The organism is Rhizobium viscosum (assembly GCF_014873945.1).
GTDB lineage: Bacteria > Pseudomonadota > Alphaproteobacteria > Rhizobiales > Rhizobiaceae > Rhizobium > Rhizobium viscosum.
In genome coordinates this window covers 2,210,877-2,234,002 of the sequence record NZ_JADBEC010000001.1, presented here as the reverse complement: position 1 = coordinate 2,234,002, position 23,126 = coordinate 2,210,877, and the positions used below count along the sequence as shown (strand labels likewise).

Below are 23,126 nucleotides of genomic sequence, written 5' to 3'. Positions count from 1 at the left end.
CAATTCCAGCAAAAGTGTGCAGCGGTTTTGCGTCCGGAATTGCGTGAAAAAAGATAGAGCATTTCCGTGACCAGAAACGGAAATGCTTTGAGAATGCCGATTTCGCAGTGCTTTCCGACCTGTGAGCTGTCATGAAAACGGGATAGTGTCCGCTCTTATGCAAATGTTGGCGAAAATCATGAACTGGATAATGCGGCTCGTTGGCTACGGTCTCGGCGCGGCGATCATCCTTGCCGTCATTGCTTTGGCGATCTTCGGCTTCACCTCCTTCGGTGCCCGCATTGTCACAGAAAATGTCGCTTCAGCACTTTCCAACCGCGATATGACGATATCGGTGCGCGAACCCGAGGGCCTGCTGACCGGCGGCTTACGCGCAGCCGAGATCACCCTCTCGGACACGCGTGGCACATTTGCAGAAATCCGCGGCATCGCCGTCGACTGGAATCCCCTGGCGCTGCTGACCGGTACCTTCCATGCCAGGCAGGTATCAGTCGCCTCCATCGAGGTGCGCCGCCAGCCGGTACGCACCCTCCCTTCCAGGCCGGTGACTCCAGAGGAAGGAGGCAGCGGGGGCTTCCGGCTGCCGCTGAAGATCGATATCGAGCATATCGCTTTGCCCGATATTTCCCTTGGCGCGCCTCTGGCCGGCCGGGCCTTCTCACTTGCCGCCACTGGCAACCTCAGAGCCGATGGCGATGGCGGCGAAGCGCTTGTTAACGTCAACCGCCATGAGGTTCCCGACGCAAAGCTCTCCGCCGATATCGCCTTCACCCCGGCAAATGGCCATCTGCGGCTGAACGCGCAGCTTGCCGAACCGCAGGGCGGCCTGCTCGCAGGCTTTCTTGGTCTGCCCGGCAGCCCGGCAGTTAATATCGCGCTCAACGGCGAAGGTCCGATCTCGGACTGGAACGGCAAGCTGCAGGCTGCCCTCGATGGCCAGCAACGTGCCTCGCTGGAAGGCAAGCACGCGATCACGCCCGACGGCTTGCATCATCTCGACCTCAAGGGCGGCGGCGATGTAAGCGCGCTGCTCCCCATGGCATTCCGGCCGCTTTTCGCAGGCCAGACGAATATCGATGTATCCGCAACCTTCGACGATCACGGTAAGATCGATATCCAGACCGGCAATCTGGCGACCGGCAGCGTCGTCATCGCTGCATCCGGCACGCTCGACCCTGCCGGCAATAACAGCCTGAACGCCAATGTGCTCGGCACCTCCGGTCCGGTCGATTTTCGCTGGCCGCTAGCAGATGGCGAAGCACGCTTCATGATTTCGGGCCTCAATCTGGCAATGACCGGACAGGCACAGGCCGTGCGCATCAACGCCAGCGGATCGCTGGATTCCGCCACGATGCCACAAGCCGATATCCGCAACGTCAAGCTGACTGCCAAGAGCGATGCCTTCAATCTCGCCAATGGTGCCGGCGATATCCAGCTGCGCCTCGTCGCGGGAGACGCAACCTTCACCGAGCCCAACCTCAACCGCGCGGTTCGGGGTCCGATCACACTCGTCGCGCCGCTTCAGATTTCCCGCAACGGCATCGGCTTCAACGGCACGACTGTCGAAAGTGCCAATATCGGCGCCGATCTCAACGGTTCCTATCGCCTGGCCGACAATACGCTGACCGGCAATGCGAAATTTACTGTCCAGCCTGCCGCCTTGCCGCCGGCCGTCGCCGAAAAGTTCGATGCACCGATCAACCTCGAGACCCAGATTGCCGGCACGATCCCCTCCAAGGTGACGCTGTCGAACATCACGATCAAATCCCCCACCATCGAGGCAGGCGGCAACGTCGTGCTCGAGGATGACGTGCTGACGGCCGATCTCGCCGGCAAGCTTCCCGATATCGGCAAGCTGCTGTCAGGCACGAGCGGGGAAGCGGATTACAGCATTAAGGCAAGCGGCACGCTTCCAGCACTTGCACTCACTGCCAATATGAAAGCTGCCAGCCTGCAGATGGCCGATCGCAAGGTCGGCGATCTCAACATCGATCTGACGGGCTCCGCCGATCCTGCCGCTCCGCAGGGCCGGATAGCCGCGACCGGCACGATCGACGGCCAGCCGATCGGCATCAATGGAGACGTTAAATCCGAGAAGGGGATCATTTCTATCCCCGCGCTGACGGCCGATGTCGGCGGCAATCGCCTGGCAGGCAACCTCACACTTTCGTCAGGCATGACGCCGGCGGGTGCGCTGACCTTCGACTTCCCCGATATCAGCCTGCTTGCCGCTCTCGGCGGCCAGAAGGCGGAAGGCGACCTCAAGGGCTCCGTCGACATTACCGGCACTGAAGGCAAGATTGCGCTCAAGGTTGCCGCCAGCGGCAGTGGCATCCGCCGTGACACGCTTACGATCGCCAGGCCGACGATCGACGTGACCGTCAGCGATATCAAGGCTTTTGCAGCCAGCGGAACAATAAGGGCCGACGAGTTCGGCGTCGGGACCAATAAGCTCACCGGCATTGCGCTCGATTTCGTCCAGCAGCAGACCCGCACCGACTTCAATCTGGATGCGGGCTATGACGGCAATCCGCTGCAGGCCGCCGGCAACGTGCAGTCGGCAGGCGGCATGATCGATCTCAATCTCGACCGTTTCGCCGCCAAGCCGCACAACATTCCGGTCGAGCTGGCGTCACCCGCACAGGTCAACATCACCAAGGGAGTTGCCAGCCTGAACGGTCTGACCGTCAAGACCGGCAGCGGCTCGGTATCGGTCACCGGTTCGGCTGGTGAGACCCTGAAGCTCGATGCCGTCATCACTGACCTGCCGGCAAGCCTTGCCAACAGCTTCGTTCCTAATCTTGCCGCCGATGGCACGATTTCCGGTACGGTGAACGTAACCGGGACACCGGCCGCCCCCGCTGTCAATTTCAAGCTCGACTGGAAGGATGCGGCCACCAGCCATACAAAAGGCGCCGGCATCGCCCCTCTCGGCGTCTCGACATCTGGCACCTTCGCCGACAACAGGCTGAACTTCGATGGCGGCATTAGCGGCGCTGACGGACTTTCCCTGAAGGCGGCGGGCGACATCGGTCTTGCGGATCCGAACGGCCCGATCCTCAATATCAACGCCGACATCGTCAGCCTGCCGGCAAAGGTCGCCAATGGCTTTGTTCCCGATCTTGCTGCCGAGGGTACGGTTTCGGGAACAGTCACGGCAACGGGCACGCCAGCAGCACCAGCGGCCGATTTCAAGCTGAACTGGAAAAACGCCGCGACAAGCCAGACAAAGAGCGCCAGGCTTGCTGGTCTGTCGTTCAACGCATCCGGCAAATTTGCGGATAACAGGCTCGATTTCGATACTGCGCTCACTGGCAAGGGTGGACTATCGCTGAAAGCGCTCGGTAATGTCGCTATTATCGGAACCACGATCGGCGACATCAAGATCGACGCAAATCTTGCGAATGTTCCGGCCAATATCGCCAACGGTTTCGTGAAGGATCTCGATGCCGGCGGAGTGATTTCCGGCACTGCCTCGGTATCAGGGACGCCTGCCGCTCCGGCTGCGGATTTCAAGCTCAGCTGGCAGGACGCCACGACACGGCACACCAAGACCGCCGGCCTGACCGGGCTGAACCTTACGGCAACCGGCCAGTTTGCCGGCCAGAAACTCGATTTCGATGCCAATCTCGCCGGACCGAAGGCCTTGTCGCTGAGAGCGATGGGCAATGTCGAGCTAGCAGGGACGGCGGTGCGCAATCTGAAGGTCGATGCCGATCTCGCAAACCTTCCAGCAGGCCTTGCCAACGGCTTCGTTCCCGATCTGGGCGCTGAAGGCACGATTTCCGGCAAGGCGTCGGCCTCCGGCTCGCTGCCGACACCGGCAGTCACCTTCGATCTGGCCTGGGTAAATGCGGCAACGCGCCAGACAAAGAGCAACGGCCTCACCGATCTCTCCGCCAAAGCTACCGGCAAATACGAAAACAACAGGGTCGATTTCGACGCCAATCTCGGCAGCAGCAATGGCGCGCTGCTGAAGGCGAACGGCGGCGTGACGATCGACGGCACCGCCATTCGCGACCTCGCGGTCAACGCCGACATTGCCGGCCTGCCCGCAAACCTCGCCAATGGCTTCGTGCCCGGTCTTGGCGCCGAGGGCATAATCTCCGGCACTGCCGTCACCTCAGGCACGCCGACAGAGCCGGTGGTCGATTTCAAGCTCGACTGGACGAACGCGGCAACGCGCCAGACCAAGACCGCCGGTCTTTCCGGCCTGGCGCTAGCCGCCTCGGGAAAATACGTCAGCAACCGTCTGGATTTCGACGCCAGCTTGAATGGCAAAGGTGGCGTCTCGCTCAAAGCCGCCGGCAATCTCGCATTGGCAGGCACCACGATCCAGGGCATCGATGCGAAGGCTGACATCACCAATCTGCCGGCTGCCGTCGCCAATGGGTTCGTCCCTGATATTGGAGCCGAGGGCATCATCACAGCGACAGCCACGGCCTCCGGATCGCTCACCGCCCCCGCCGCCGATTTCAAGATCGACTGGAAAAACGCCGGAACGAAACAGACCAGGACTGCCGGCCTTTCCGGCCTGACGCTCGCTGCTTCGGGCAAGCTCAGCAAAGACCGGCTGGATTTCGATGCCAATCTCAGCGGTAATGGCGGTGTCTCGCTGAAGGCCGCGGGCAATCTCGATATAGCCGGAACGACTATCAAGGGCGTCAACGCCAAGGCCGATGTCACCAATCTGCCGGCCGCCGTCGCCAATGGGTTCGTTCCGAACCTTGGTGCCGAAGGCGCCATTACCGCGACAGCGACTGCCTCGGGATCGCTTCCCCTTCCCTCGGTCGATTTCAAGGTCGACTGGAAGAATGCCGAAACGAACCAAACGAAGGGCGCCGGCCTTGCCCCACTCACCCTTGGCGCAAGCGGTAAGCTGGCCGACAACAGGCTGACGGTCGACACCAGCCTTGCCGGCGACGGCGGATTGTCGCTGAAAGGCGGCGGCACTCTCGCAATGACTGGCAACCGTGCCATGTCGATGCGCTTCAACGGAAGCCTCCCCTTCGCCGTTCTCGGCGCACAGCTCGCCCAGCAGGGTCTCGTTGCCGAAGGCGTCGCCAATGTGAACCTGGAAGTCAGCGGCACGACGGCGGCACCCGTCATTAACGGAACGGTCACCACGGATGGCGCAAAGCTGATCGACGTGCGCCGCAACCTCGCCCTCGAAGGCCTCGGCGCGACCATCACGTTCAACGGCCAGCAGGCTGTCATTTCGCGGCTGAACGGCAGGCTCGCAAGCGGCGGCTCGATCTCGGCCAGCGGCTCCGTCGGCATTACCGGCAACTTCCCCGCTGATCTTTCCATCCGCCTGGACCGAGCGGTCTATGTCGATGGCACGCTGGTTGTCGCAACGGTTGACGGCATGCTGGGATTGAGAGGACCGCTGCTTTCTAACCCCACGTTGAACGGCAGGCTTCACATCGACAAGGCCTCGATCACCGTTCCTGAAAGGTTGCCGACATCGCTGCGTGAGATCGATATTCGCCATATCAACGCGCCGCCTGCCGTACTCGCACAACTCAAGAACAAAGGGAGACAGGAGCCGCCGCGCGAAAAATCGTCGACCATTATGCTGGATATCCAGCTCGATGCACCCTCGCAGATCTTTGTACGCGGCCGCGGCATCGATGCAGAGGTCGGCGGTAACATCACGATCCGCGGCTCAGCTTCAGTCCCGGAAGTTGTCGGCGCCTTCACCATGCGCCGCGGCCGCCTGACGATCCTCAACCGTCGTCTCGATTTCTCCGATCGCAGCCGCATTACCTTTGCCGGCGACCTGACGCCCGCCCTCGACATGGAGGCCACGTCCACGTCAGGCACGACGACGCTCACGGTGGATGTCGCAGGCCTTGCGACCGACCCCGCCATCACCTTCTCCTCGTCGCCTGCCCTGCCGCAGGACGAAGTGTTGGCCCAGCTCATCTTCGGTCAATCCATGTCCCGCCTGTCGCCGGTGCAGATCGCCCAGCTTGCCGATGCCGTCAGCCAGCTCGCCGGCAATCGCTCGACCTCGCTCTTCGAGGGACTGCGCAACCAGCTCGGCGTCGATGACCTCGACATCAGCACGGACGCGAAGGGCCGGACCAGTGTCAGTGTCGGCCGCTACCTCAACGAACGGACCTATTTCGAGCTGCAGCAGGGCGGAGAAGCCGGCGCCAAGGCAATCATCAATCTGGATGTCGGCCGCGGCGTGAAGCTGCGGGGCGCCGCCGGCGGCAATGGCTCAGGTGAGGCCGGTATCGTCTACGAACATGAATATTGAGGCCTAAAAGCTCGTCTTGCTGGTCTTCAGCAAAATGTTGGTTTCGGTCGTGTTGATGCCGTCGAAGAGGCGTATCCGACGCAGCGTCTCGTCGAAGGAGACGAGGTCACGGTCCTCGAGCTCGGCGACGAAATCCCATTTGCCGTTGGTGCTGTGCAGCGCGCGCACCTGCGGCAAGCCGCGCAATTGGGTAGCGACCTTGTCGGCAAGCTTACCATGCACTTCGATCATGACGATGGCCCGGACGCCAGCGGAACGCGTCTCGTGACCGGTGCGGATGGTGAAGCCGGCAATCGTGCCGTTTTCGACCAGCCGGTCGATGCGCGTGGCAACCGTCGCCCGCGAAGCCCCCGTCAGCGCCGCAAGCGAGGAGACGGAGATTCGCGCATTGTGCCGAAGCGCACTCAGGAGCTCGTTGTCGAGATCGTCCATGGTTTCACTTTGTCAAATTAGCTTTATCAATCTGCGCAATCATAATCCATTTCTGACATTTTTCCATCTATTTGCCGCCGCCACTTTATCTCACTATCGGCCAAAACAGGCCTCAGAACGGAGCCCTTGGAATGGAAGTACAACCTCGATCTGTCGCTCTTATCGGCGTTCCCCTTGAAGAGGGCTCCGGCCGCAGAGGTGCGGGCATGGGACCGACAGCGTTGCGCATTGCGGGTGTCGATAAGGCGCTTAGCGATCTCGGCCACACTGTTGTCGATACGGGCGATCTCAGCATCGTCCCGGCCAGGGATCTCCCCAATCACCCGAAAGCGCATAATCTCCGCATCGTCGGCGCCTATACGCGTGCGCTCGAAGCAGCCACCTATGATGCGGCGAAAGCCGGCCATTTCCCGCTGATCCTCGGCGGAGACCACAGCCTTTCCATGGGCAGCGTCTCCGGCATGGCGCGTTATGCCGCCGAAAAGGACCGCCCGCTCTTCGTGCTGTGGCTTGACGCCCATTCGGATTTCAATACGCCCGAGACCTCGCCGTCAGGCAATATTCACGGCATGCCCGTCGCCTTCTTCTGCGGTCTGGCGGATTTTGCCGAAATCCTGCCGAAGGACCGCGCACTCGTAGATCCCAAGAAGATCTTCCAGGTGGGCATCCGCTCAGTCGATGCCTCCGAGCGAGTCGAAATCCGCAAGCACGGCGTCAACGTCTTCGACATGCGCTCGCTCGACGAACAGGGCGTGGCTGTGATCCTCCGCCAGATCCTGGAAACGATCGAGAAGGCAAACGGCCTGCTGCATGTCAGCTTCGACGTTGATTTCCTCGATCCGGATTTTGCGCCCGGCGTCGGCACCACCGTTCCCGGCGGCGCCACCTTCCGCGAAGCTCACCTTATCATGGAGATGCTGTCCGACAGCGGCCTCGTCTCCTCGCTCGACCTCGTCGAACTCAATCCTTTCCTTGATGATCGCGGCAAGAGCGCCCGCATCATGGTGGAGATGACGGCAAGCCTCTTCGGCCGCCGTATCTTCGATCGTCCTACACGCGCCGCATAAGGGAGCACCGGCCATGAACATCTCGTCGAACCTCATCGCCACCGAACAGCGTCTTGGAGCCAATAACTACAAGCCGCTTGATGTCGTGCTGACGCGGGGTGAAGGTGTTCATGTCTGGGACACGGATGGCAAGCGCTACCTCGATTGCCTCTCGGCCTATTCTGCCGTCAACCAGGGCCATTGCCATCCGAAGATCCTTGCCGCCATGGTCGAGCAGGCAAGCCGCCTGACACTCACCTCGCGCGCCTTCCGCAACGACCAGTTGGCCTATCTCTACGAGGAGCTGGCCGCGCTGACCGGCTCCCACAAGATCCTGCCGATGAACTCGGGCGCGGAAGCCGTCGAGACCGCCATCAAGGCGGTCCGCAAGTGGGGCTACGAGGTGAAGGGCGTCCCGGAGGGTAAGGCGGAGATCATCGTCTGCGCCAACAATTTCCACGGCCGCACGCTGAGCATCATCAGCTTCTCGACTGACCCCGACGCTCGGACCGGCTTCGGGCCTTATACGCCAGGCTTCCGCATCGTTCCCTTCGGTGATGCAGAGGCCTTCGCGGCGGCCATCAACGCCAATACCGTCGCAGCACTGATCGAGCCGATCCAGGGCGAGGCTGGCGTCATCATTCCCCCGGCCGGTTATTTCACCCGCGTGCGCGAACTCTGCACGGCAAACAACGTCACGCTCATCCTCGACGAAATCCAGACCGGCCTTGGGCGCACCGGCAAGCTGCTCGCCGAAGAACATGAAGGTATCGAAGCCGACGTAACGCTCATCGGCAAGGCGCTTTCCGGCGGCTTTTATCCGGTTTCAGCCGTGCTTTCGAATTCGGAAGTCCTCGGTGTGCTCAAGCCCGGCCAGCATGGCTCGACCTTCGGCGGCAACCCGCTGGCCTGTGCGGTCGCCCGCGCCGCGCTGAAGGTGCTGACTGAAGAAGGAATGATCGAGAACGCCGAGACGATGGGCGACTACTTCCTCGAAGGTCTGCGCTCGATTCGCTCCAACATCGTCAAGGATGTGCGCGGCCGCGGCCTGATGCTCGCGGTCGAATTGGAGCCGGAGGCCGGTGGTGCCCGGCAATATTGCTATGCACTGAAGGATCTGGGGCTTCTCGCCAAGGATACGCACGACCATACGATTCGCTTTGCGCCACCACTCGTCATCGATAAGGAACAGGTGGATTGGGCGGTAGAGCAGATCGAAAAAACCCTCACCTAAAGTAAAGCGTAATATATTTCTGCAATCACTAATCCATTACTTTCGAATATGCGCGAATTTTTCTTCCGAAATCGTGAGGAAAGCTGCGTTATTTCAATTCTATCGAACGTCCGGTTACGCATCATTAACCGAAATAATCATACTTAAATACTGCAATTCAAAAACATCACGTGCCTCGGGACTTTGGGGCCGTATTTATAAACAATTGATGCTGCTCCGCCGTCACATGCGAGGCAGGTCGGGCTTAAGTATTGACGGATATACTGCAGCCCATGCAGATTCGGCATAGCTTGAATCCGATCACCCGACAGCGGCCGACCGCCAAAGAGAAGAGATCGGATTTTGACATGTCGTTGTTTTCGCTGGGCGGGACACTGGACTCGCGGGCCATCGTCACCGCACTCATGAAATCGCAGGCTACAATCGAATTTGACCCGCAGGGAAATATTCTGAACGCTAATGAGAATTTCTGCCAGGCCCTGGGCTACAAACTCAGCGAGATCGTTGGCAGACACCACAGTATTTTCTGTGAACCCGACTACGTCGCCTCACCTGGCTACCGGGAATTCTGGCAGAAGCTCGGCAGGGGCGAATTCGATGCCGGTGAATACAAGCGCATCGGCAAGGACGGTCGTGAGGTCTGGATCCAGGCGAGCTACAACCCGCTGATGTCGGGCGGCAAACCCTACAAGATCGTCAAGCTGGCAAGCGACGTGACCGCCGCCAAGCTGAAGGCAGCCGATGCCGAAGGCAAGATCGCGGCCCTCTCGCGGGCTCAGGCCGTCATCGAGTTCACGCCGGATGGCGAGATCCTGCAGGCGAACGACAATTTCCTCTCGGTCATGGGTTACCGGCAAGAGGAAATCCGCGGCAAGCACCACAGTATGTTCTGCGAACCGGCCTATGTGCGCTCCGAAGCCTACAAGGAATTCTGGAAGAAGCTTGCCGCCGGCCAGTTCGTCGCAGAGGAATTTCTGCGTATCGGCAAGGGCGGCAAAGTCGTCTGGATCCAGGCATCCTATAATCCTATCTTTGACATGAGCGGCCGCATCTTCAAGGTCGTCAAATTCGCGACCGACGTCACCGAACGCGTCCGTGCCGTCGATGATCTTGCAACCGGCCTGACCGCGCTTGCCGAGGGCGATCTGACGAAGCGGGTCGAAAACCCTTTCCCGCCCGCGCTGGAGAAGGTCCGGACCGATTTCAACGCCGCGATCGACAAGCTCGGCAGCGCGATGCGCACGGTCCTCGTCAATGCCGAGGCGATCGCCAGCGGTGCGCGCGAAACGAAGGAAGCCGCCGACGTGCTATCCAAACGCACCGAACAGCAGGCTGCGACCGTCGAGGAAACCGCTGCCGCACTCGATGAAATCACGCAGACCGTTGCCGACAGCGCCAGACGCGCCGCCGATGCGGGCGGCCTCGTTGCGGAAACGAAACGCGGTGCGGAACATTCCGGCAGCATCGTCCGCAAGGCGGTCGACGCCATGGGCCAGATCGAGAAATCCTCGCGCGAGATCAGCAATATCATCGGCGTCATCGACGAGATCGCCTTCCAGACCAACCTGCTGGCGCTGAACGCCGGCGTCGAGGCAGCGCGCGCCGGCGAGGCCGGCAAGGGTTTTGCCGTCGTCGCCCAGGAGGTGCGTGAACTTGCACAGCGCTCGGCCGGCGCCGCCAAGGAGATCAAGGCGCTCATTACCACCTCCTCGGAGCATGTGAAAAGCGGTGTCGAGCTTGTCGGCCAGACCGGCCAGGCGCTGGAACAGATCGTCACCCAGGTCGGCAACATCGACGTCAACGTCACGGCGATCGTCGAATCCTCGCGCGAACAATCGACCGGGCTTGTCGAAATCAACAAGGCCGTCAACATTATGGATCAGGGCACACAGCAGAATGCCGCCATGGTGGAGGAGACGACAGCGGCGAGCGCACGGCTTTCGTCCGAGACTGAAAACCTTCGCAATCTCGTCTCACAATTTAGATTTGGGCAACACTCTTCCGTTAATGTCATCGATAACCGTAACGATGCTTCGCCAAGTGCAAAGCCATCGCGTGGTGTGAAGGCAAAGCTCGTCCGCGCCAATGGTGGCGCATCCGCTTCTGCCCTGGCTTATGACAGTTGGGAAGAATTCTAATGGCCACGATCAATTCCACTAGCTTCAGCGGCGATACGCTCGAAATCATTGCCTTCCGCCTGCATGATCAGGAGTTTTGCGTGAAGACCACGACCATCCGCGAAATCCGCGGTTGGGCACCGTCGACGCCGATCCCGCACTCTCCGGCAGATGTCATCGGTGTCATGAATCTGCGCGGTTCGGTCATCCCGATCATCGACCTCGCCTATAAGCTCGGCATGAAGAGCACTGTCGCCAATGAGCGTAGCGCCATTGTCGTCGCCGAAGTGCATAATATGGTCATCGGCATGCTGGTTGATCGTGTTTCCGACATCCTGACGATTTCTTCCAGCCATGTGCAGCCCGTTCCGGAAGTAACCGCTTCCTTCGACCGTGCCTTCTGTGAAGGTATCATCGCTTCCGAAAACGGCATGATCTGCTTCCTGAACCTTGCAAAGATGTTCAAGGAAAATGAGACGGACGAACTGGCCGCCTGATCGCTTCGCGATATGACATGAACGAGGAACCGCCCCACAAGGGCGGTTTTTGTTGTTCAAGCTCTCGTTGTGTACCGGAGGTTCGCTGTCACGATGTCGTTGGAGACGAGCGGTTTCGACGCCAGCCTCGTTAAGCTTTGCAAGATTGTTCCTGCAAATGAACTGATCCTCCTAAAAACCGGGCGGGAAGCAGGCCTCCCGCCCGGTCTCCTCCAACTCCAATCTCCCTACAGCTCCCGCAAGGGAGCTGTTAGCCGAACAATGCCAGGGTCGCCTTCAGCGTCACCCAGACGCCCCAGAGCAGCGGAATGCCGACCACAGCCCAGGCAAGCGCCGCCTTGGCGTCGAGACCGCCCGTGCCAATGCCGAAAGAGCCTGTGGGGCCGGCATTGGCCGCAGCGCTCCTCGCCTGAAGTGCAGCGACTTCATCATCCGACATGAACCATTTGTCGGAGAGCGGCCGGACGAACGCATTGGCGATCAGGCCGAGCGCCAGCATGCAGGCGAGAATGTACATCGTACCGGTATAGAGCGCCGGTCCGGGCGCCACGCCAGCAGCGATCTGTGCTTCGCGGATATAGTTGACGACAACGGGCCCGACGATGCCGGCTGTTGCCCAGGCCGTTAGCAGGCGGCCGTGGATCGCGCCGACGAACTGCGTGCCGAAGATATCGGCGAGATAGGCGGGGATAGTCGCGAAGCCACCGCCATACATCGACAGGATGATACCGAAGGCAAGCACGAAGAGAGCCTTGTTGCCCATATCTGCCAGTGTCGGAGCCGCGGCATAGAGCACGATGCCGAGGATGAAGAAAGTATAATAGGTATTCTTGCGGCCGATCTTGTCGGACAGCGAAGCCCAGAAGAACCGCCCGCCGATGTTGAAGAGCGAGAGCAGACCGGCAAAGCCGGCAGCAATCGTCGCAATCGACGCCTTCTGACTGGCATCAAGCTGCGCAAAGCCGACATCCGGCAGCCCAATCAGCGAACCGGCGAAGATTTCCTGCAGCATCGGCGAAGCCATGCCGATGACGCCGATACCAGCCGACACGTTGAGGCAGAGCACCGCCCAGATCAGCCAGAACTGCTTCGTCTTGTGGGCATCGCGCAGATGCACGTGTTTGGTGGTGATCATCGTGCTTTTGGCGGCAGGCGGCGTCCAGCCTTCCGGACGCCAGCCGACCGGCGGAATACGGTAGCCGAAGGCACCGCCGATCATGAAGACGAAATAGATGGCCGCCATGACGAGGAAGGTCTGCCAGACGCCGACGGACGTATCCGTCTTGAAGCTGTTCATCAGCAAGTTGGCCAGCGGAGCGCCGATCATTGCACCGCCACCGAAGCCCATGATCGCCATGCCGGTTGCCATGCCGCGTCGGTCCGGAAACCATTTGATGAGCGTCGAAACCGGTGAAATGTAGCCGAGACCAAGGCCGATGCCGCCGATCACGCCAGCGCCGATCCACATGATCCAGAGCTGATGCGAAATGACGCCGAAAGCCGCGATCATGATGCCGCCGCACCAGCAGCAGGCCGAGACGACGCCCGCCTTTCGCGGACCGACCCGCTCCAGCCAGCCGCCCCAGATGGCAGCGGACGAACCGAGCAGCACGAAGAAGAGCGTATAGATCCAGCCGAGGTCGGCAACGCGCCAATCGCATGTCGTGGTGAAGAGCGCCGATACAAGCGTCAGATCCGGGCAGGCCGTCGAAGCGGTAACGCCGAGGGATTTTGACAGCGGCAGCCAGAACACGCTGAAGCCATAGGCCATGCCGATGCAAAGATGGATGGCGAGCGCGGCCGGCGGTACGAGCCACCGATTGAAGCCGGGCCTTGCGATGATCCTTTCGCGATCCAGCAGGCCCGCGCCTGCCAGAATTCCGCCTGAACTTGTATCCGCTGCAGTCATGAACAACTCCTCCTTAATTCAGACCTTGCTGTCACAAGCGCATGCGCAAGCGGGCTGATCCCGCTCGCCTCTTTCATGCGCCGATGTTGGTTTATCGAAGCGGCTGTTCTGCCGGCTCCGGTTTGCGGATCAGAGGAACGGCCTGCAGCACGAGCGCGTCGAGGCCATTGTCTTCCTTCTCAAGAATTTCAAATAATTGCCGCCGCATACGCGGCTCCCAAAATTTGTTGATATGCGTCGCTACCCCCTGCGCAGCCTCGCTTTCGGGCTGGGTCTTGAAGAAGGTTGCAATCTGGTTTGCCATGTAGACGAGTTTGGTCTTGGTATCATGCGACATCGGCGATGCTTCCGGGCGACAGGCGATGTGGGTGGGTGAAAATCTCGAAATCCTCGCCGCGCACGAGGGCGACAAGCGTCATTCCTGCTTCCTCAGCCGTGCGGATGGCAAGTGCCGTCGGTGCGGAGATGGCGATCAGCACCGGCGCGCCGAGGATCGCCGTCTTCTGAACCATCTCGACGGAGAGGCGGCTGGTAACGGCAACAGCGCCGGAAGCGCCGGCCTCCCCCGCCCTGATGACGGCGCCACAAAGCTTGTCGAGCGCATTGTGTCGGCCGACATCCTCACGTACGGCGATCAATCCCTTGCCGGGGATGTAGAAGCCGGCCCCGTGAACGGCTCGCGTCTCGCGATGCAGAGGCTGGGAATCGTTAAGCAGCGCGATCGCCTGCACAATATCGGCATGCGACAGCGACAGCTCGGTCATGGAAACATCAGGCACCTTCCTGACCGCCTGCTCGATCGACTCGATACCGCAGAGGCCGCAGCCGACAGGCCCCGCCATGCTGCGCCGCCGCTTTCTGAGCGCGTCCTCGACATCATCGACAAGCGTCACCTGGACGTCGATACCCTTCTCGTCCTCGATGAACTCGACACCAGCGACCTGGTTGCAGTCGGTGATAATGCCCTCCGTAAGGCTGAAGCCGACGGCAAAATCCTCAAGGTCGCCGGGCGTGCCCATCATGACCGCATGCGAACTGCCGCCATAGGAAAATGCAATCGGCACTTCCTCGGGCACGATACGCTCGCCCCGCGCCATGATGCCGCCCCTCCGGGCGACCTCCGTCACGCTTATGCGGGTCGCCCGTTCGGTCATTATTCCGCCGCCTCCATCTTGCTCGCGATACGGCGGGACTGGCGGGCCTGCTCGTCATACTCGACCTGCCACTCGGACGGACCGTTGGAGGGCGAAACCTGCACCGCCGTCACCTTGTATTCCGGGCAGTTGGTCGCCCAGTCGGAGAAGTCGGTGGTGATGACGTTTGCCTGCGTATCAGGGTGGTGGAAGGTCGTATAGACGACGCCGGGTGCCACGCGGTCGGTGATCAATGCACGCAGCGTCGTATCGCCGGAGCGGCTGCCAAGCTTCACCCAATCGCCATCGCGGATGCCACGCTGTTCAGCATCATGCGGATGGATTTCCAACCGGTCTTCGGAGTGCCAGACGACATTATCGGTGCGCCGTGTCTGCGCCCCGACATTATACTGGCTAAGGATGCGGCCGGTGGTGAGAAGCAGCGGGAAGCGTGGACCTGTGCGCTCGTCGGTTGCCACATATTCCGTGCGGATGAACTTGCCCTTGCCGCGCACGAATCCATCCACATGCATGATCGGCGAGCCGAGCGGATGCGCCTCGTTGCAGGGCCATTGGACCGAGCCCATCTTTTCGAGATAGTCGTAAGAGACCGAAGCGAAGCTCGGCGTCGTCGCGGCAATCTCATCCATGATCTCAGACGGGTGCGTATAGTGCCAGTCGAGGCCCATGGCCTGGGCGAGCTTCTGCGTCACTTCCCAGTCGCCATAGCCGTTGCGTGGCGTCATGACCTTGCGCACGCGGTTGATGCGGCGCTCGGCATTGGTGAAAGTGCCGTCCTTTTCCAGGAAAGTAGAACCCGGCAGGAAGACATGAGCATAGTTCGCCGTCTCGTTCAGGAAGAGATCCTGCACGACGACGCATTCCATCGCGGCAAGACCGGCGGCGACATGTTTGGTATCCGGATCGGACTGCAGGATGTCTTCGCCCTGGATATAGATACCCTTGAAGGAGCCGTCGACGGCAGCGTCCAGCATATTCGGAATACGCAGGCCCGGCTCGTTGTTGAGCTTCACGCCCCAGAGCTTTTCGAAAATATCGCGCGTCGCATCGTCTGAGATGTGGCGATAGCCCGGCAGCTCATGCGGGAAGGATCCCATGTCGCAGGAGCCCTGCACATTGTTCTGGCCGCGCAGCGGATTCACGCCGACGCCGGGACGGCCGATATTGCCGGTCGCCATGGCAAGATTGGCGATCGCCATGACCGTCGTCGAGCCCTGACTGTGTTCGGTCACGCCGAGACCGTAATAGATGGCGCCATTGCCACCGGTTGCGAAAAGCCGGGCAGCGCCGCGCACATCCTCCGGTTTCACACCGGTAAACTTCTCGACGGCTTCCGGGCTATGCTGCGGCTCGGCGACGAAAGCTGCCCAATCCTCGAATTCCGACCAGTCGCAGCGCTCACGGATGAACTTCTCGTCGTAGAGACCTTCGGTCACGATCACATGCGCAAGCGCCGTCATGATTGCGACATTGGTGCCGGGCTTCAGCGGCAGATGGAAGGATGCCTCGACATGCGGCGAGCGGATGATATCGATACGGCGCGGATCGATGACAATAAGCTTTGCGCCCTGCCGCAACCGCTTCTTCAAGCGCGAACCAAAGACGGGATGGCCATCAGTCGGGTTGGCGCCGATGATGACGACCACATCGGACTGCTCCACGCTGTCGAAATTCTGTGTACCAGCTGATGTGCCGAAAGCCTGACCGAGCCCATAACCTGTCGGCGAATGGCAGACACGGGCGCAGGTATCGACATTGTTGTTACCGAAGCCGGCGCGGACCAGCTTCTGGACGAGATAAGTCTCTTCGTTGGTACAGCGGGACGATGTGATACCGCCGACCGCTTCGCGACCATACTGATACTGGATGCGGCGGAACTCGGAAGCGACATGGGCGTAGGCCTCGTCCCAGGTCACCTCACGCCAGGGATCCGTCACTTTCTCGCGGAGCATCGGGTTCAGGATGCGGTCCTTGTGCGTGGAATAGCCATAGGCAAAGCGCCCCTTGACGCAGGAATGGCCGCGGTTTGCCTGCCCATCCTTCCACGGCACCATGCGCACCAGCTCTTCGCCGCGCATTTCCGCCTTGAAGGAGCAGCCGACGCCGCAATAGGCGCAGGTCGTGACGGCCGAATGTTCTGGCTGGCCGATGCGGATCACCGATTTTTCCGTTAGCGTCGCGGTCGGGCAGGCCTGCACGCAGGCGCCGCAGGACACGCATTCGGAATCGACGAAATGCTCGTGCATACCAGGCGAAACGCGCGATCCGAAACCGCGCCCCTCGATCGTCAGTGCAAAGGTGCCTTGCACCTCTTCGCAGGCGCGCACGCAACGGGAGCAGACGATGCACTTCGACGGATCATAGGTGAAGTACGGATTGGACTCGTCCTTCGGCATCCATTTCAGATTGATCTCGCCGCTGTTGCGCGCCTTGACGTGGTTGTCACCCTCGTAGCCATAGCGCACGTCGCGCAGACCGACGGCGCCCGCCATGTCCTGCAGCTCGCAATCGCCATTGGCCGCACAGGTCAGACAGTCGAGCGGATGGTCGGAGATATAAAGCTCCATGACGCCGCGGCGGATATTCTTCAGCCGCTCCGTCTGCGTATGGACGACGATGCCGGACGCCACCGGCGTGGTGCAGGAGGCGGGCGTTCCGTTGCGGCCGTCGATTTCGATCAGACAGAGACGGCAGGAACCGAAGGCATCGACCATATCGGTCGCGCAGAGCTTCGGCACCTGAATGCCGGCCTCCATAGAGGCGCGCATGATCGAGGTTCCCTCAGGAACCGTCACCTGCCGGCCGTCGATGGTCAGTGTCACCATCGTTTCGGATTTCGAAGCCGGCGTTCCGTAGTCGATTTCATGAATGAGAGACATGGCTTATTCCGCCGCTTCAATGAGAGGGACCGGAGCAAAATCGTCCGGGAAATGCGTCATGGCGCTCATGACAGGATAGGGCGTGAACCCACCGAGCGCGCAGAGCGAGCCGAACTTCATCGTATTGCAGAGATCGGCGAGCAGTTCGCGGTTCTTCTCGGGCTCTATGCCCTGGGCAATCTTGTCCGCCGTTTCGACGCCGCGCGTCGAGCCTATACGGCAGGGCGTGCACTTGCCGCAGCTTTCCACCGCGCAGAATTCCATCGCAAAACGCGCTTGTTTCAGCATATCCGCGGTATCGTCGAAGATAACGAGACCTGCATGCCCGATAAGGCCGTCCTTGGCTGCAAAGGCCTCATAATCGAACGGCGTGTCGAAGAGTGCACGCGGGAAATAGGCGCCGAGCGGCCCGCCCACCTGCACCGCCTTCACCGGCCGGCCGGACGCCGTCCCGCCACCGATCTTCTCAACGATATCGCCGAGCGAAAGACCGAAGGCGGTTTCGTAGAGACCGCCATATTTCACATTGCCGGCGATCTGCAGCGGGATGGTGCCGCGTGACCGACCCATGCCGAAATCGCGATAGAAGGCAGCCCCCTTGTCCATGATCACAGGCACGGACGCGAGCGAGATCACATTGTTGATGACGGTCGGACAGTTGAACAGGCCCTTATGCGCCGGCAGCGGCGGCTTGGCGCGCACGATGCCCCGCTTGCCTTCGAGGCTGTTGAGCAGTGCCGTTTCCTCGCCACACACATAGGCGCCCGCACCGGTGCGGATCTCCATGTCGAAGGCCTTGCCGGAGCCAAACACCGAAGCGCCCAGAATGCCGGCCTTGCGGGCAATTTCCACCGCCTCCGTCATCGTGGCGATCGCATGCGGATATTCCGAGCGCGTATAGACGAAACCTTTTGTGGCGCCAGTCGCAAGCCCGGCAATCGCCATGCCTTCGATGAGCACGAAAGGATCGCCTTCCATGATCATCCGGTCGGCAAAGGTACCGCTGTCGCCCTCATCTGCATTGCAGACGATATATTTGCGCAGACCCGCCGCATCGAGCACCGTCTTCCATTTGATGCCGGTCGGAAAGCCTGCGCCGCCGCGGCCGCGAAGGCCGGAATCGGTGACTTCCTTGACGACATCGGCAGGCTGCATCGAAATCGCGCGGCGAAGACCGGCAAGCCCGCCATGGGCCTCGTAATCCGAGAGCGAGAGCGGATCGGTAATGCCGCAGCGGGCAAAGGTGAGGCGCGTCTGGTTCTTCAGGAACGGGAGGCCTTCAACCTCCCCGAGACAGAGCGCATGCGCTCCGCCTTCCGTCAATCCAGCATCGAACAGAGCGGCGATATCCTTCGCCTTGACTGGCCCATAGCCAATCCGTTTCCCGGAAATCTCAACCTCGACCAGCGGCTCCAGCCAGAACATTCCGCGCGAGCCGTTGCGCACGACTGTCGCATCGAGGCCGCGGGCGGCGATCTCCTGGGTAATCGCCATTGCCACCTTCTCGGCCCCGAGCGAGAGCGCTGCGGCATCGCGCGGAACATAAATCTTCACAGTCATCGGCGCGCCTCCTCGACGAGTTCGGTCGCCAGTTCGTCATCAACTCGGCCATGCACTTCGCCATCCAACATGGCGGCTGGCGCGCAGGCACAGAGACCGAGACAGTAGACGGGTTCCAGTGTGACGCTGCCGTCGAGTGTCGTCTGATGAAAATCGATGCCGAGCAGGGTTTTGATGCGCTCGGCCAGAGCATCGCCGCCCATCGACTGGCAGGCTTCGGCGCGACAGAGTTTCAGCACGTGCCGACCGGCGGGATGATCGCGATAATCATGATAGAAGGTTACGACGCCGTGGACCTCGGCGCGGGAAAGATTGAGCTCGTCGGCGATAACCGGCAAGGCCTCCTGCGGCACATAGCCGAACTGGTCCTGAACCTCATGCAGAATGGGGAGCAGTGGGCCTTCGAGGGATCGAAGATCGGCAACGATCGAGCGGATACGCCCGGCAATATCGCCCTGGGCGATACGTATATTCATCAGCAGCCTCCCTTCGGCTTACGCATTCGGTGAAAACCGCAAAACTCCCCATGCCATTGCGATTTCTACGGAACTGTCTCAGGGAAACAGGCTGCAATCAATAAAGCAGTCTTGTTGCTTGATAGTTTTTTTCTATCAAAGTTCTGCGTCTTCAACGAGTGTTCTTGCTTCATGCAACAAAGCGGAGACAAGCGGCGTGAAAGGCTCCCGATAAGGAGCGACAAGGCCCACGAGATGGTGCGCTTCCGGCTCGACGATCGGGATCATCCGGATCTCCACAGGAAAACCGAATGATTTCGCGACATTATGCGGCATTATGCTCGCCCAGCGGCCGGTGCGCACATGAGAAAAAAGCACGATCATCGAGTTCGATTCGAGTGTCGGATGGACTGTCGCGCCTGCTTCGGCCAAATGTCGGTTGATGATACGCCGGTTCTGCATGTCGGCCGTCAATAGGCAAAGCCGAAGATCGCCCACTTCACGCCATGTCACACTCTCGCGATCCGAGAGCGGACTGCCGGCGGCGGTGATGAGATTGTAGCGTTCCGCATAGAGCGGCACCGAAGTGACGCGCCCGAGCGGCTCGTTTTCGAGATAGGTGATTCCGGCATCGATCTCGAGATTTTCGAGCATGCTCAGCACCTGCAGCGAATTGCGCGAAACGATGGAGAAGGTGACGTCGGGATGCCGCTCCTGAAAAGGCGTGGTGATTCGCGACAGCATGGCGAGTGCGGTCGGAATGGACGCCAGGCGCAGATGGCCGGAGAGGCCCTTGCGGGCGGCGCGCATTTCCTCGCGCATGGTACGCGTGTCACCGACGATGCGCCGCGCCCATTCAAGCACGCGCTGCCCTTCCGGCGTCAATCCCTGGAAGCGCGAGCCGCGCTGCACCAGCATGACGCCCAGTTGATCTTCGAGCTGGCGAATGGCGGCCGAGAGCGTGGGTTGGGAAACGCCGCATTCCTCCGCCGCACGACCGAAATGTTTCTCGTTGGCGAGTGCGATGAAGAATTCCAGCTTGTCGATCATCCGGCCTCCTGCCGAATTCGGGATGAGGCCTATTTTTGCGGCTTGTCAGCGACTTCGCAAGAGTGAGCGGTTCAGCTTTTCTCGGCAACCGGAAAGAGACTGAAAAGTGATTCGAGGAAAGCCATGACGCTGTCATTGCCCATGCTGTAATAGACGAGCCGCCCTTCGCGCCGCGTATTGACGAGGCCTTCGAGCCTCAGCCGCGCAAGCTGCTGGGACACCATAGCCTGCTGTATACCAAGGATATTCTCGATTTCGCCGACTGTCTTTTCCCCTTCCGACAGGATACAGAGAATGAGCAACCGGGTCTGATGGGCTAGCGCCTTCAGGAGATCGCTCGCCTCGTGGGCTTTGTCAGCAAGCTTCTGCAAGTCCTGGCCGGTCATGCCCGGCTTCGGTTTAGGCAATGGCATTTGCTTCTCGGAAGGAGGTAATAGGGTAGATCAGTACAATATCATATTCGCAGAAGCGAATTCGTCAAATGTCGCCAAACACCAAAAAAAGTCCAACCAAATCAGCAAATAAGCTGGCCGCCATTAATCTCCAGGACTTGACCTGTGATGTAACCGGAGAGCGATGGAGCCGCCAGGAAGAGATAGGCGGGAGCACAATCCTCTGCCGTTCCGAGCCGCTGCAGTGGTATCGACTTGCGGGTCTGCTCCAGCTTTTCACGCGATGAATAGCGTGCATGGAAATCGGTTTCGATCGTACCGGGCGAGACGCAATTGACCCTGATACCATCAGGCGCAAGCTCTCGGGCCAGCGCTTTCGAATAGGTGGCAACAAATGCCTTCGATGCGGAATAGATTGCAGAACCGGGGCTTCCGCCCGTCAGCGCCGAAATCGAGACCGTATTGACGATGGCTGCGCCCTGTGCGGCCCGGAGCGCTGGAAGCAGCGCCCGCGTCAACTCCACTACCGACGTCTGGTTGAGGCGCACGACAGTTTCATAATCGGCATCGGTCAGTTCACCGGCGGGAAAACGCCCATGCATCGTGCCGGCATTGTTGACCAGCACATGCACCTTGTCGAAGAATTCGAGCGCCTCTTGCGCAAACTTCGCAGCGCCGCCCGGCCGCAGGAAATCCGCCGGCAACAGCAGGGCCCGGCGCTCTGATTCGGCGGTCAGGAGAAAATCCGGCAGTTCGCGTTCCCCATCGCGCCCGGTATGGACAAGGACGCGCGCCCCGCAATCCAGAAACTGTCGGGCAACTTCGAGGCCGATACCGCGGCCGGCACCTGTCACGACGACATTGCGGTTTTCGAACAATTTGGGATGAAACACGAAGCTCTCCTCCTTGCGGGCCGGCCCGCCGCTTGCGCTGTCAGACCTAACATATGCAGCCATCGGCCAAAAGAAAGCCCGAAGGTCTAGGCACCCGGGTCGAGAAGCCGCGCACCGGCGCCTTGCCTGCCGAGCACATCGAAGGGATTACGCAGCGGACAGGCGTCGATCGAGAGGCAACCACAGCCGATGCAGCTCGTCAGATGGTCCCGCAGCAGGCTGAGCTGCTTGATGCGTGCATCGAGATCATCCTTCCAGAGTGCCGACAGTTTCTGCCAGTCCTCGACTGTCGGCGTCCGGCTCTGCGGCAGGGTTTCGAAGGCAGTCTGGATTTCGGCAAGCGGAATGCCGACGCGTTGCGCCACCTTGATGATACCGAGGCGCCGTAGCACATCGCGGCCGTAGCGGCGCTGGTTGCCGCGGGTGCGGATGCTGGAGATCAGTCCCTTCGCCTCGTAGAAATGCAGGGCGGAAACCGCAAGTCCGCTGCGCTCCGCCACCTCGCCCACCGTCAGGAGCCTGCTCAGGGAGAATGCCGGATTTTGCTGCATGGCCTATTGACCTCAATATTAGTTGAGGTTTTATAGACTGCGCTCCCGAGGCCGTAAAGCCGAAACGAGAAGGAGCAATGCATGCAGAAACCCATGAGGCTTGCCGTCATCTACGGCAGCACGCGCGAGGGGCGCATCTGCGACAGGGTTGTGAAATGGCTCGAAAGAGAACTCGCCCGCTTTCCGCAATTCGAGATCGATATCATCGACCCGCTGGCATTTTCACTGCCGCGAGAGCATGTACCGCATCATCCGGAGGCAAGACGGCTTGCAGACAGGCTCCATCAGGCCGACGGCTTCATCTTCGTCACGCCGGAATATAACCACAGCTTCACTGCTTCCCTGAAATTCCTCATCGATCTCTTTGCCGAGCCCTGGCACGGCAAGCCGATCGCCTTCGTCTGCTATGGCGGCATCTCCGGCGGGTTGCGGGCGGTCGAACAGCTCCGCCTCGTCTTCGCGGAGCTTCACGCCGTCACGATCTGCGATGCCGTAAGCTTCAATTCCCCCTGGCGCCGTTTCGACAATGACGGTCGGCTGCAGGATCCGGAGGACGCGTTGCGCCGGCTTTCCCGAATGATGGCCCAGTTGCAATGGTGGACTGAGGCGCTGATCGCTGCCCGCAGCGACACTCCTTATGCCGGCATCGCCGCCTGAGACAACGACATCCGATTCCGTTTCTGGCAGGT

Annotated in this window: 17 protein-coding genes; 6 read left to right on the top strand and 11 right to left on the bottom strand. The window is 60.5% G+C overall.

Annotated features, from left to right (window positions below):
• Positions 1-157 precede the first annotated feature (157 nt).
• Positions 158-6,268 (top strand): translocation/assembly module TamB domain-containing protein, encoded by a 6,111-nt coding sequence (locus tag H4W29_RS11035; RefSeq protein WP_192730713.1) that lies wholly within the window; start codon positions 158-160, stop codon positions 6,266-6,268.
• 3 nt (positions 6,269-6,271) lie between these two features.
• Here the strand turns inward: H4W29_RS11035 and H4W29_RS11030 are convergent, their stop codons facing one another.
• A complete protein-coding gene (locus tag H4W29_RS11030; protein WP_192728952.1) occupies positions 6,272-6,700 on the bottom strand; it encodes an Lrp/AsnC family transcriptional regulator in 429 nt (142 codons plus the stop codon).
• Between the two features lie 131 nt (positions 6,701-6,831).
• Here H4W29_RS11030 and rocF point away from each other — a divergent pair, with 131 nt between their 5' ends.
• The 4 genes from rocF to H4W29_RS11010 all read left to right on the top strand — a co-directional run bounded on the left by rocF (position 6,832) and on the right by H4W29_RS11010 (position 11,594).
• On the top strand, positions 6,832-7,767 hold the full coding sequence (gene rocF / locus H4W29_RS11025) for an arginase (protein WP_192728951.1): 936 nt from the start codon (positions 6,832-6,834) through the stop codon (positions 7,765-7,767).
• 13 nt (positions 7,768-7,780) lie between these two features.
• Positions 7,781-8,980 carry an ornithine--oxo-acid transaminase gene (rocD, locus tag H4W29_RS11020; protein WP_192728950.1) on the top strand — a complete coding sequence of 400 codons (1,200 nt, stop codon included), beginning with the start codon at positions 7,781-7,783 and terminating at the stop codon, positions 8,978-8,980.
• Between the two features lie 347 nt (positions 8,981-9,327).
• Positions 9,328-11,118 (top strand): methyl-accepting chemotaxis protein, encoded by a 1,791-nt coding sequence (locus tag H4W29_RS11015; RefSeq protein ID WP_192728949.1) that lies wholly within the window; start codon positions 9,328-9,330, stop codon positions 11,116-11,118.
• Positions 11,118-11,594 carry a chemotaxis protein CheW gene (locus H4W29_RS11010; protein ID WP_007822287.1) on the top strand — a complete coding sequence of 159 codons (477 nt, stop codon included), beginning with the start codon at positions 11,118-11,120 and terminating at the stop codon, positions 11,592-11,594. Before H4W29_RS11015 ends, H4W29_RS11010 begins: the two co-directional genes overlap by 1 nt.
• Positions 11,595-11,844: 250 nt before the next feature.
• Here the strand turns inward: H4W29_RS11010 and H4W29_RS11005 are convergent, their stop codons facing one another.
• From H4W29_RS11005 to soxR, 10 genes are all read right to left on the bottom strand, one after another.
• A complete protein-coding gene (locus tag H4W29_RS11005; RefSeq protein WP_192728948.1) occupies positions 11,845-13,503 on the bottom strand; it encodes an OFA family MFS transporter in 1,659 nt (552 codons plus the stop codon).
• 91 nt (positions 13,504-13,594) lie between these two features.
• Positions 13,595-13,840 carry a formate dehydrogenase subunit delta gene (locus tag H4W29_RS11000; RefSeq protein ID WP_192728947.1) on the bottom strand — a complete coding sequence of 82 codons (246 nt, stop codon included), beginning with the start codon at positions 13,838-13,840 and terminating at the stop codon, positions 13,595-13,597.
• Positions 13,830-14,657 carry a formate dehydrogenase accessory sulfurtransferase FdhD gene (fdhD, locus tag H4W29_RS10995; protein ID WP_192728946.1) on the bottom strand — a complete coding sequence of 276 codons (828 nt, stop codon included), beginning with the start codon at positions 14,655-14,657 and terminating at the stop codon, positions 13,830-13,832. The genes H4W29_RS11000 and fdhD overlap by 11 nt, the downstream gene beginning before the upstream one ends.
• Positions 14,657-17,536, bottom strand: coding sequence for a formate dehydrogenase subunit alpha (fdhF, locus tag H4W29_RS10990; protein ID WP_192728945.1), 2,880 nt, complete (start codon positions 17,534-17,536; stop codon positions 14,657-14,659). The genes fdhD and fdhF overlap by 1 nt, the downstream gene beginning before the upstream one ends.
• A gap of 3 nt (positions 17,537-17,539) precedes the next feature.
• Positions 17,540-19,096: a formate dehydrogenase beta subunit gene (locus tag H4W29_RS10985; protein ID WP_192728944.1), complete on the bottom strand. Its 1,557-nt coding sequence runs from the start codon at positions 19,094-19,096 to the stop codon at positions 17,540-17,542.
• On the bottom strand, positions 19,093-19,572 hold the full coding sequence (locus tag H4W29_RS10980; RefSeq protein WP_192728943.1) for a formate dehydrogenase subunit gamma: 480 nt from the start codon (positions 19,570-19,572) through the stop codon (positions 19,093-19,095). The genes H4W29_RS10985 and H4W29_RS10980 overlap by 4 nt, the downstream gene beginning before the upstream one ends.
• Positions 19,573-19,707: 135 nt before the next feature.
• Positions 19,708-20,601 carry a LysR family transcriptional regulator gene (locus tag H4W29_RS10975; protein WP_192728942.1) on the bottom strand — a complete coding sequence of 298 codons (894 nt, stop codon included), beginning with the start codon at positions 20,599-20,601 and terminating at the stop codon, positions 19,708-19,710.
• Positions 20,602-20,672: 71 nt separating this feature from the next.
• Positions 20,673-21,014: an ArsR/SmtB family transcription factor gene (locus tag H4W29_RS10970; RefSeq protein ID WP_192728941.1), complete on the bottom strand. Its 342-nt coding sequence runs from the start codon at positions 21,012-21,014 to the stop codon at positions 20,673-20,675.
• Between the two features lie 101 nt (positions 21,015-21,115).
• Positions 21,116-21,886, bottom strand: a complete 771-nt coding sequence (locus tag H4W29_RS10965) for an SDR family NAD(P)-dependent oxidoreductase (protein WP_192728940.1) — start codon at positions 21,884-21,886, stop codon at positions 21,116-21,118.
• Between the two features lie 86 nt (positions 21,887-21,972).
• On the bottom strand, positions 21,973-22,437 hold the full coding sequence (gene soxR, locus H4W29_RS10960; protein WP_192728939.1) for a redox-sensitive transcriptional activator SoxR: 465 nt from the start codon (positions 22,435-22,437) through the stop codon (positions 21,973-21,975).
• A gap of 81 nt (positions 22,438-22,518) precedes the next feature.
• Between soxR and H4W29_RS10955 the strand changes: the two genes are divergently transcribed.
• On the top strand, positions 22,519-23,094 hold the full coding sequence (locus H4W29_RS10955; RefSeq protein ID WP_192728938.1) for an NADPH-dependent FMN reductase: 576 nt from the start codon (positions 22,519-22,521) through the stop codon (positions 23,092-23,094).
• The last annotated feature ends 32 nt before the right edge of the window (positions 23,095-23,126 follow it).

Excerpts from the sequence above, each read along its gene's own strand:
- H4W29_RS10980 (WP_192728943.1), bottom strand. The coding sequence starts at position 19,572 with ATGAATATACGTATCGCCCAGGGCGATATTGCCGGGCGTATCCGCTCG.
- H4W29_RS11015 (WP_192728949.1), top strand. The coding sequence starts at position 9,328 with ATGTCGTTGTTTTCGCTGGGCGGGACACTGGACTCGCGGGCCATCGTC.
- H4W29_RS10975 (WP_192728942.1), bottom strand. The coding sequence starts at position 20,601 with ATGATCGACAAGCTGGAATTCTTCATCGCACTCGCCAACGAGAAACAT.
- H4W29_RS10955 (WP_192728938.1), top strand. The coding sequence starts at position 22,519 with ATGCAGAAACCCATGAGGCTTGCCGTCATCTACGGCAGCACGCGCGAG.
- fdhD (WP_192728946.1), bottom strand. The coding sequence starts at position 14,657 with ATGACCGAACGGGCGACCCGCATAAGCGTGACGGAGGTCGCCCGGAGG.
- H4W29_RS11005 (WP_192728948.1), bottom strand. The coding sequence starts at position 13,503 with ATGACTGCAGCGGATACAAGTTCAGGCGGAATTCTGGCAGGCGCGGGC.
- soxR (WP_192728939.1), bottom strand. The coding sequence starts at position 22,437 with ATGCAGCAAAATCCGGCATTCTCCCTGAGCAGGCTCCTGACGGTGGGC.
- H4W29_RS11035 (WP_192730713.1), top strand. The coding sequence starts at position 158 with ATGCAAATGTTGGCGAAAATCATGAACTGGATAATGCGGCTCGTTGGC.
- H4W29_RS10985 (WP_192728944.1), bottom strand. The coding sequence starts at position 19,096 with ATGACTGTGAAGATTTATGTTCCGCGCGATGCCGCAGCGCTCTCGCTC.
- rocF (WP_192728951.1), top strand. The coding sequence starts at position 6,832 with ATGGAAGTACAACCTCGATCTGTCGCTCTTATCGGCGTTCCCCTTGAA.
- rocD (WP_192728950.1), top strand. The coding sequence starts at position 7,781 with ATGAACATCTCGTCGAACCTCATCGCCACCGAACAGCGTCTTGGAGCC.
- H4W29_RS11010 (WP_007822287.1), top strand. The coding sequence starts at position 11,118 with ATGGCCACGATCAATTCCACTAGCTTCAGCGGCGATACGCTCGAAATC.
- H4W29_RS10970 (WP_192728941.1), bottom strand. The coding sequence starts at position 21,014 with ATGCCATTGCCTAAACCGAAGCCGGGCATGACCGGCCAGGACTTGCAG.
- H4W29_RS11000 (WP_192728947.1), bottom strand. The coding sequence starts at position 13,840 with ATGTCGCATGATACCAAGACCAAACTCGTCTACATGGCAAACCAGATT.
- fdhF (WP_192728945.1), bottom strand. The coding sequence starts at position 17,536 with ATGTCTCTCATTCATGAAATCGACTACGGAACGCCGGCTTCGAAATCC.
- H4W29_RS11030 (WP_192728952.1), bottom strand. The coding sequence starts at position 6,700 with ATGGACGATCTCGACAACGAGCTCCTGAGTGCGCTTCGGCACAATGCG.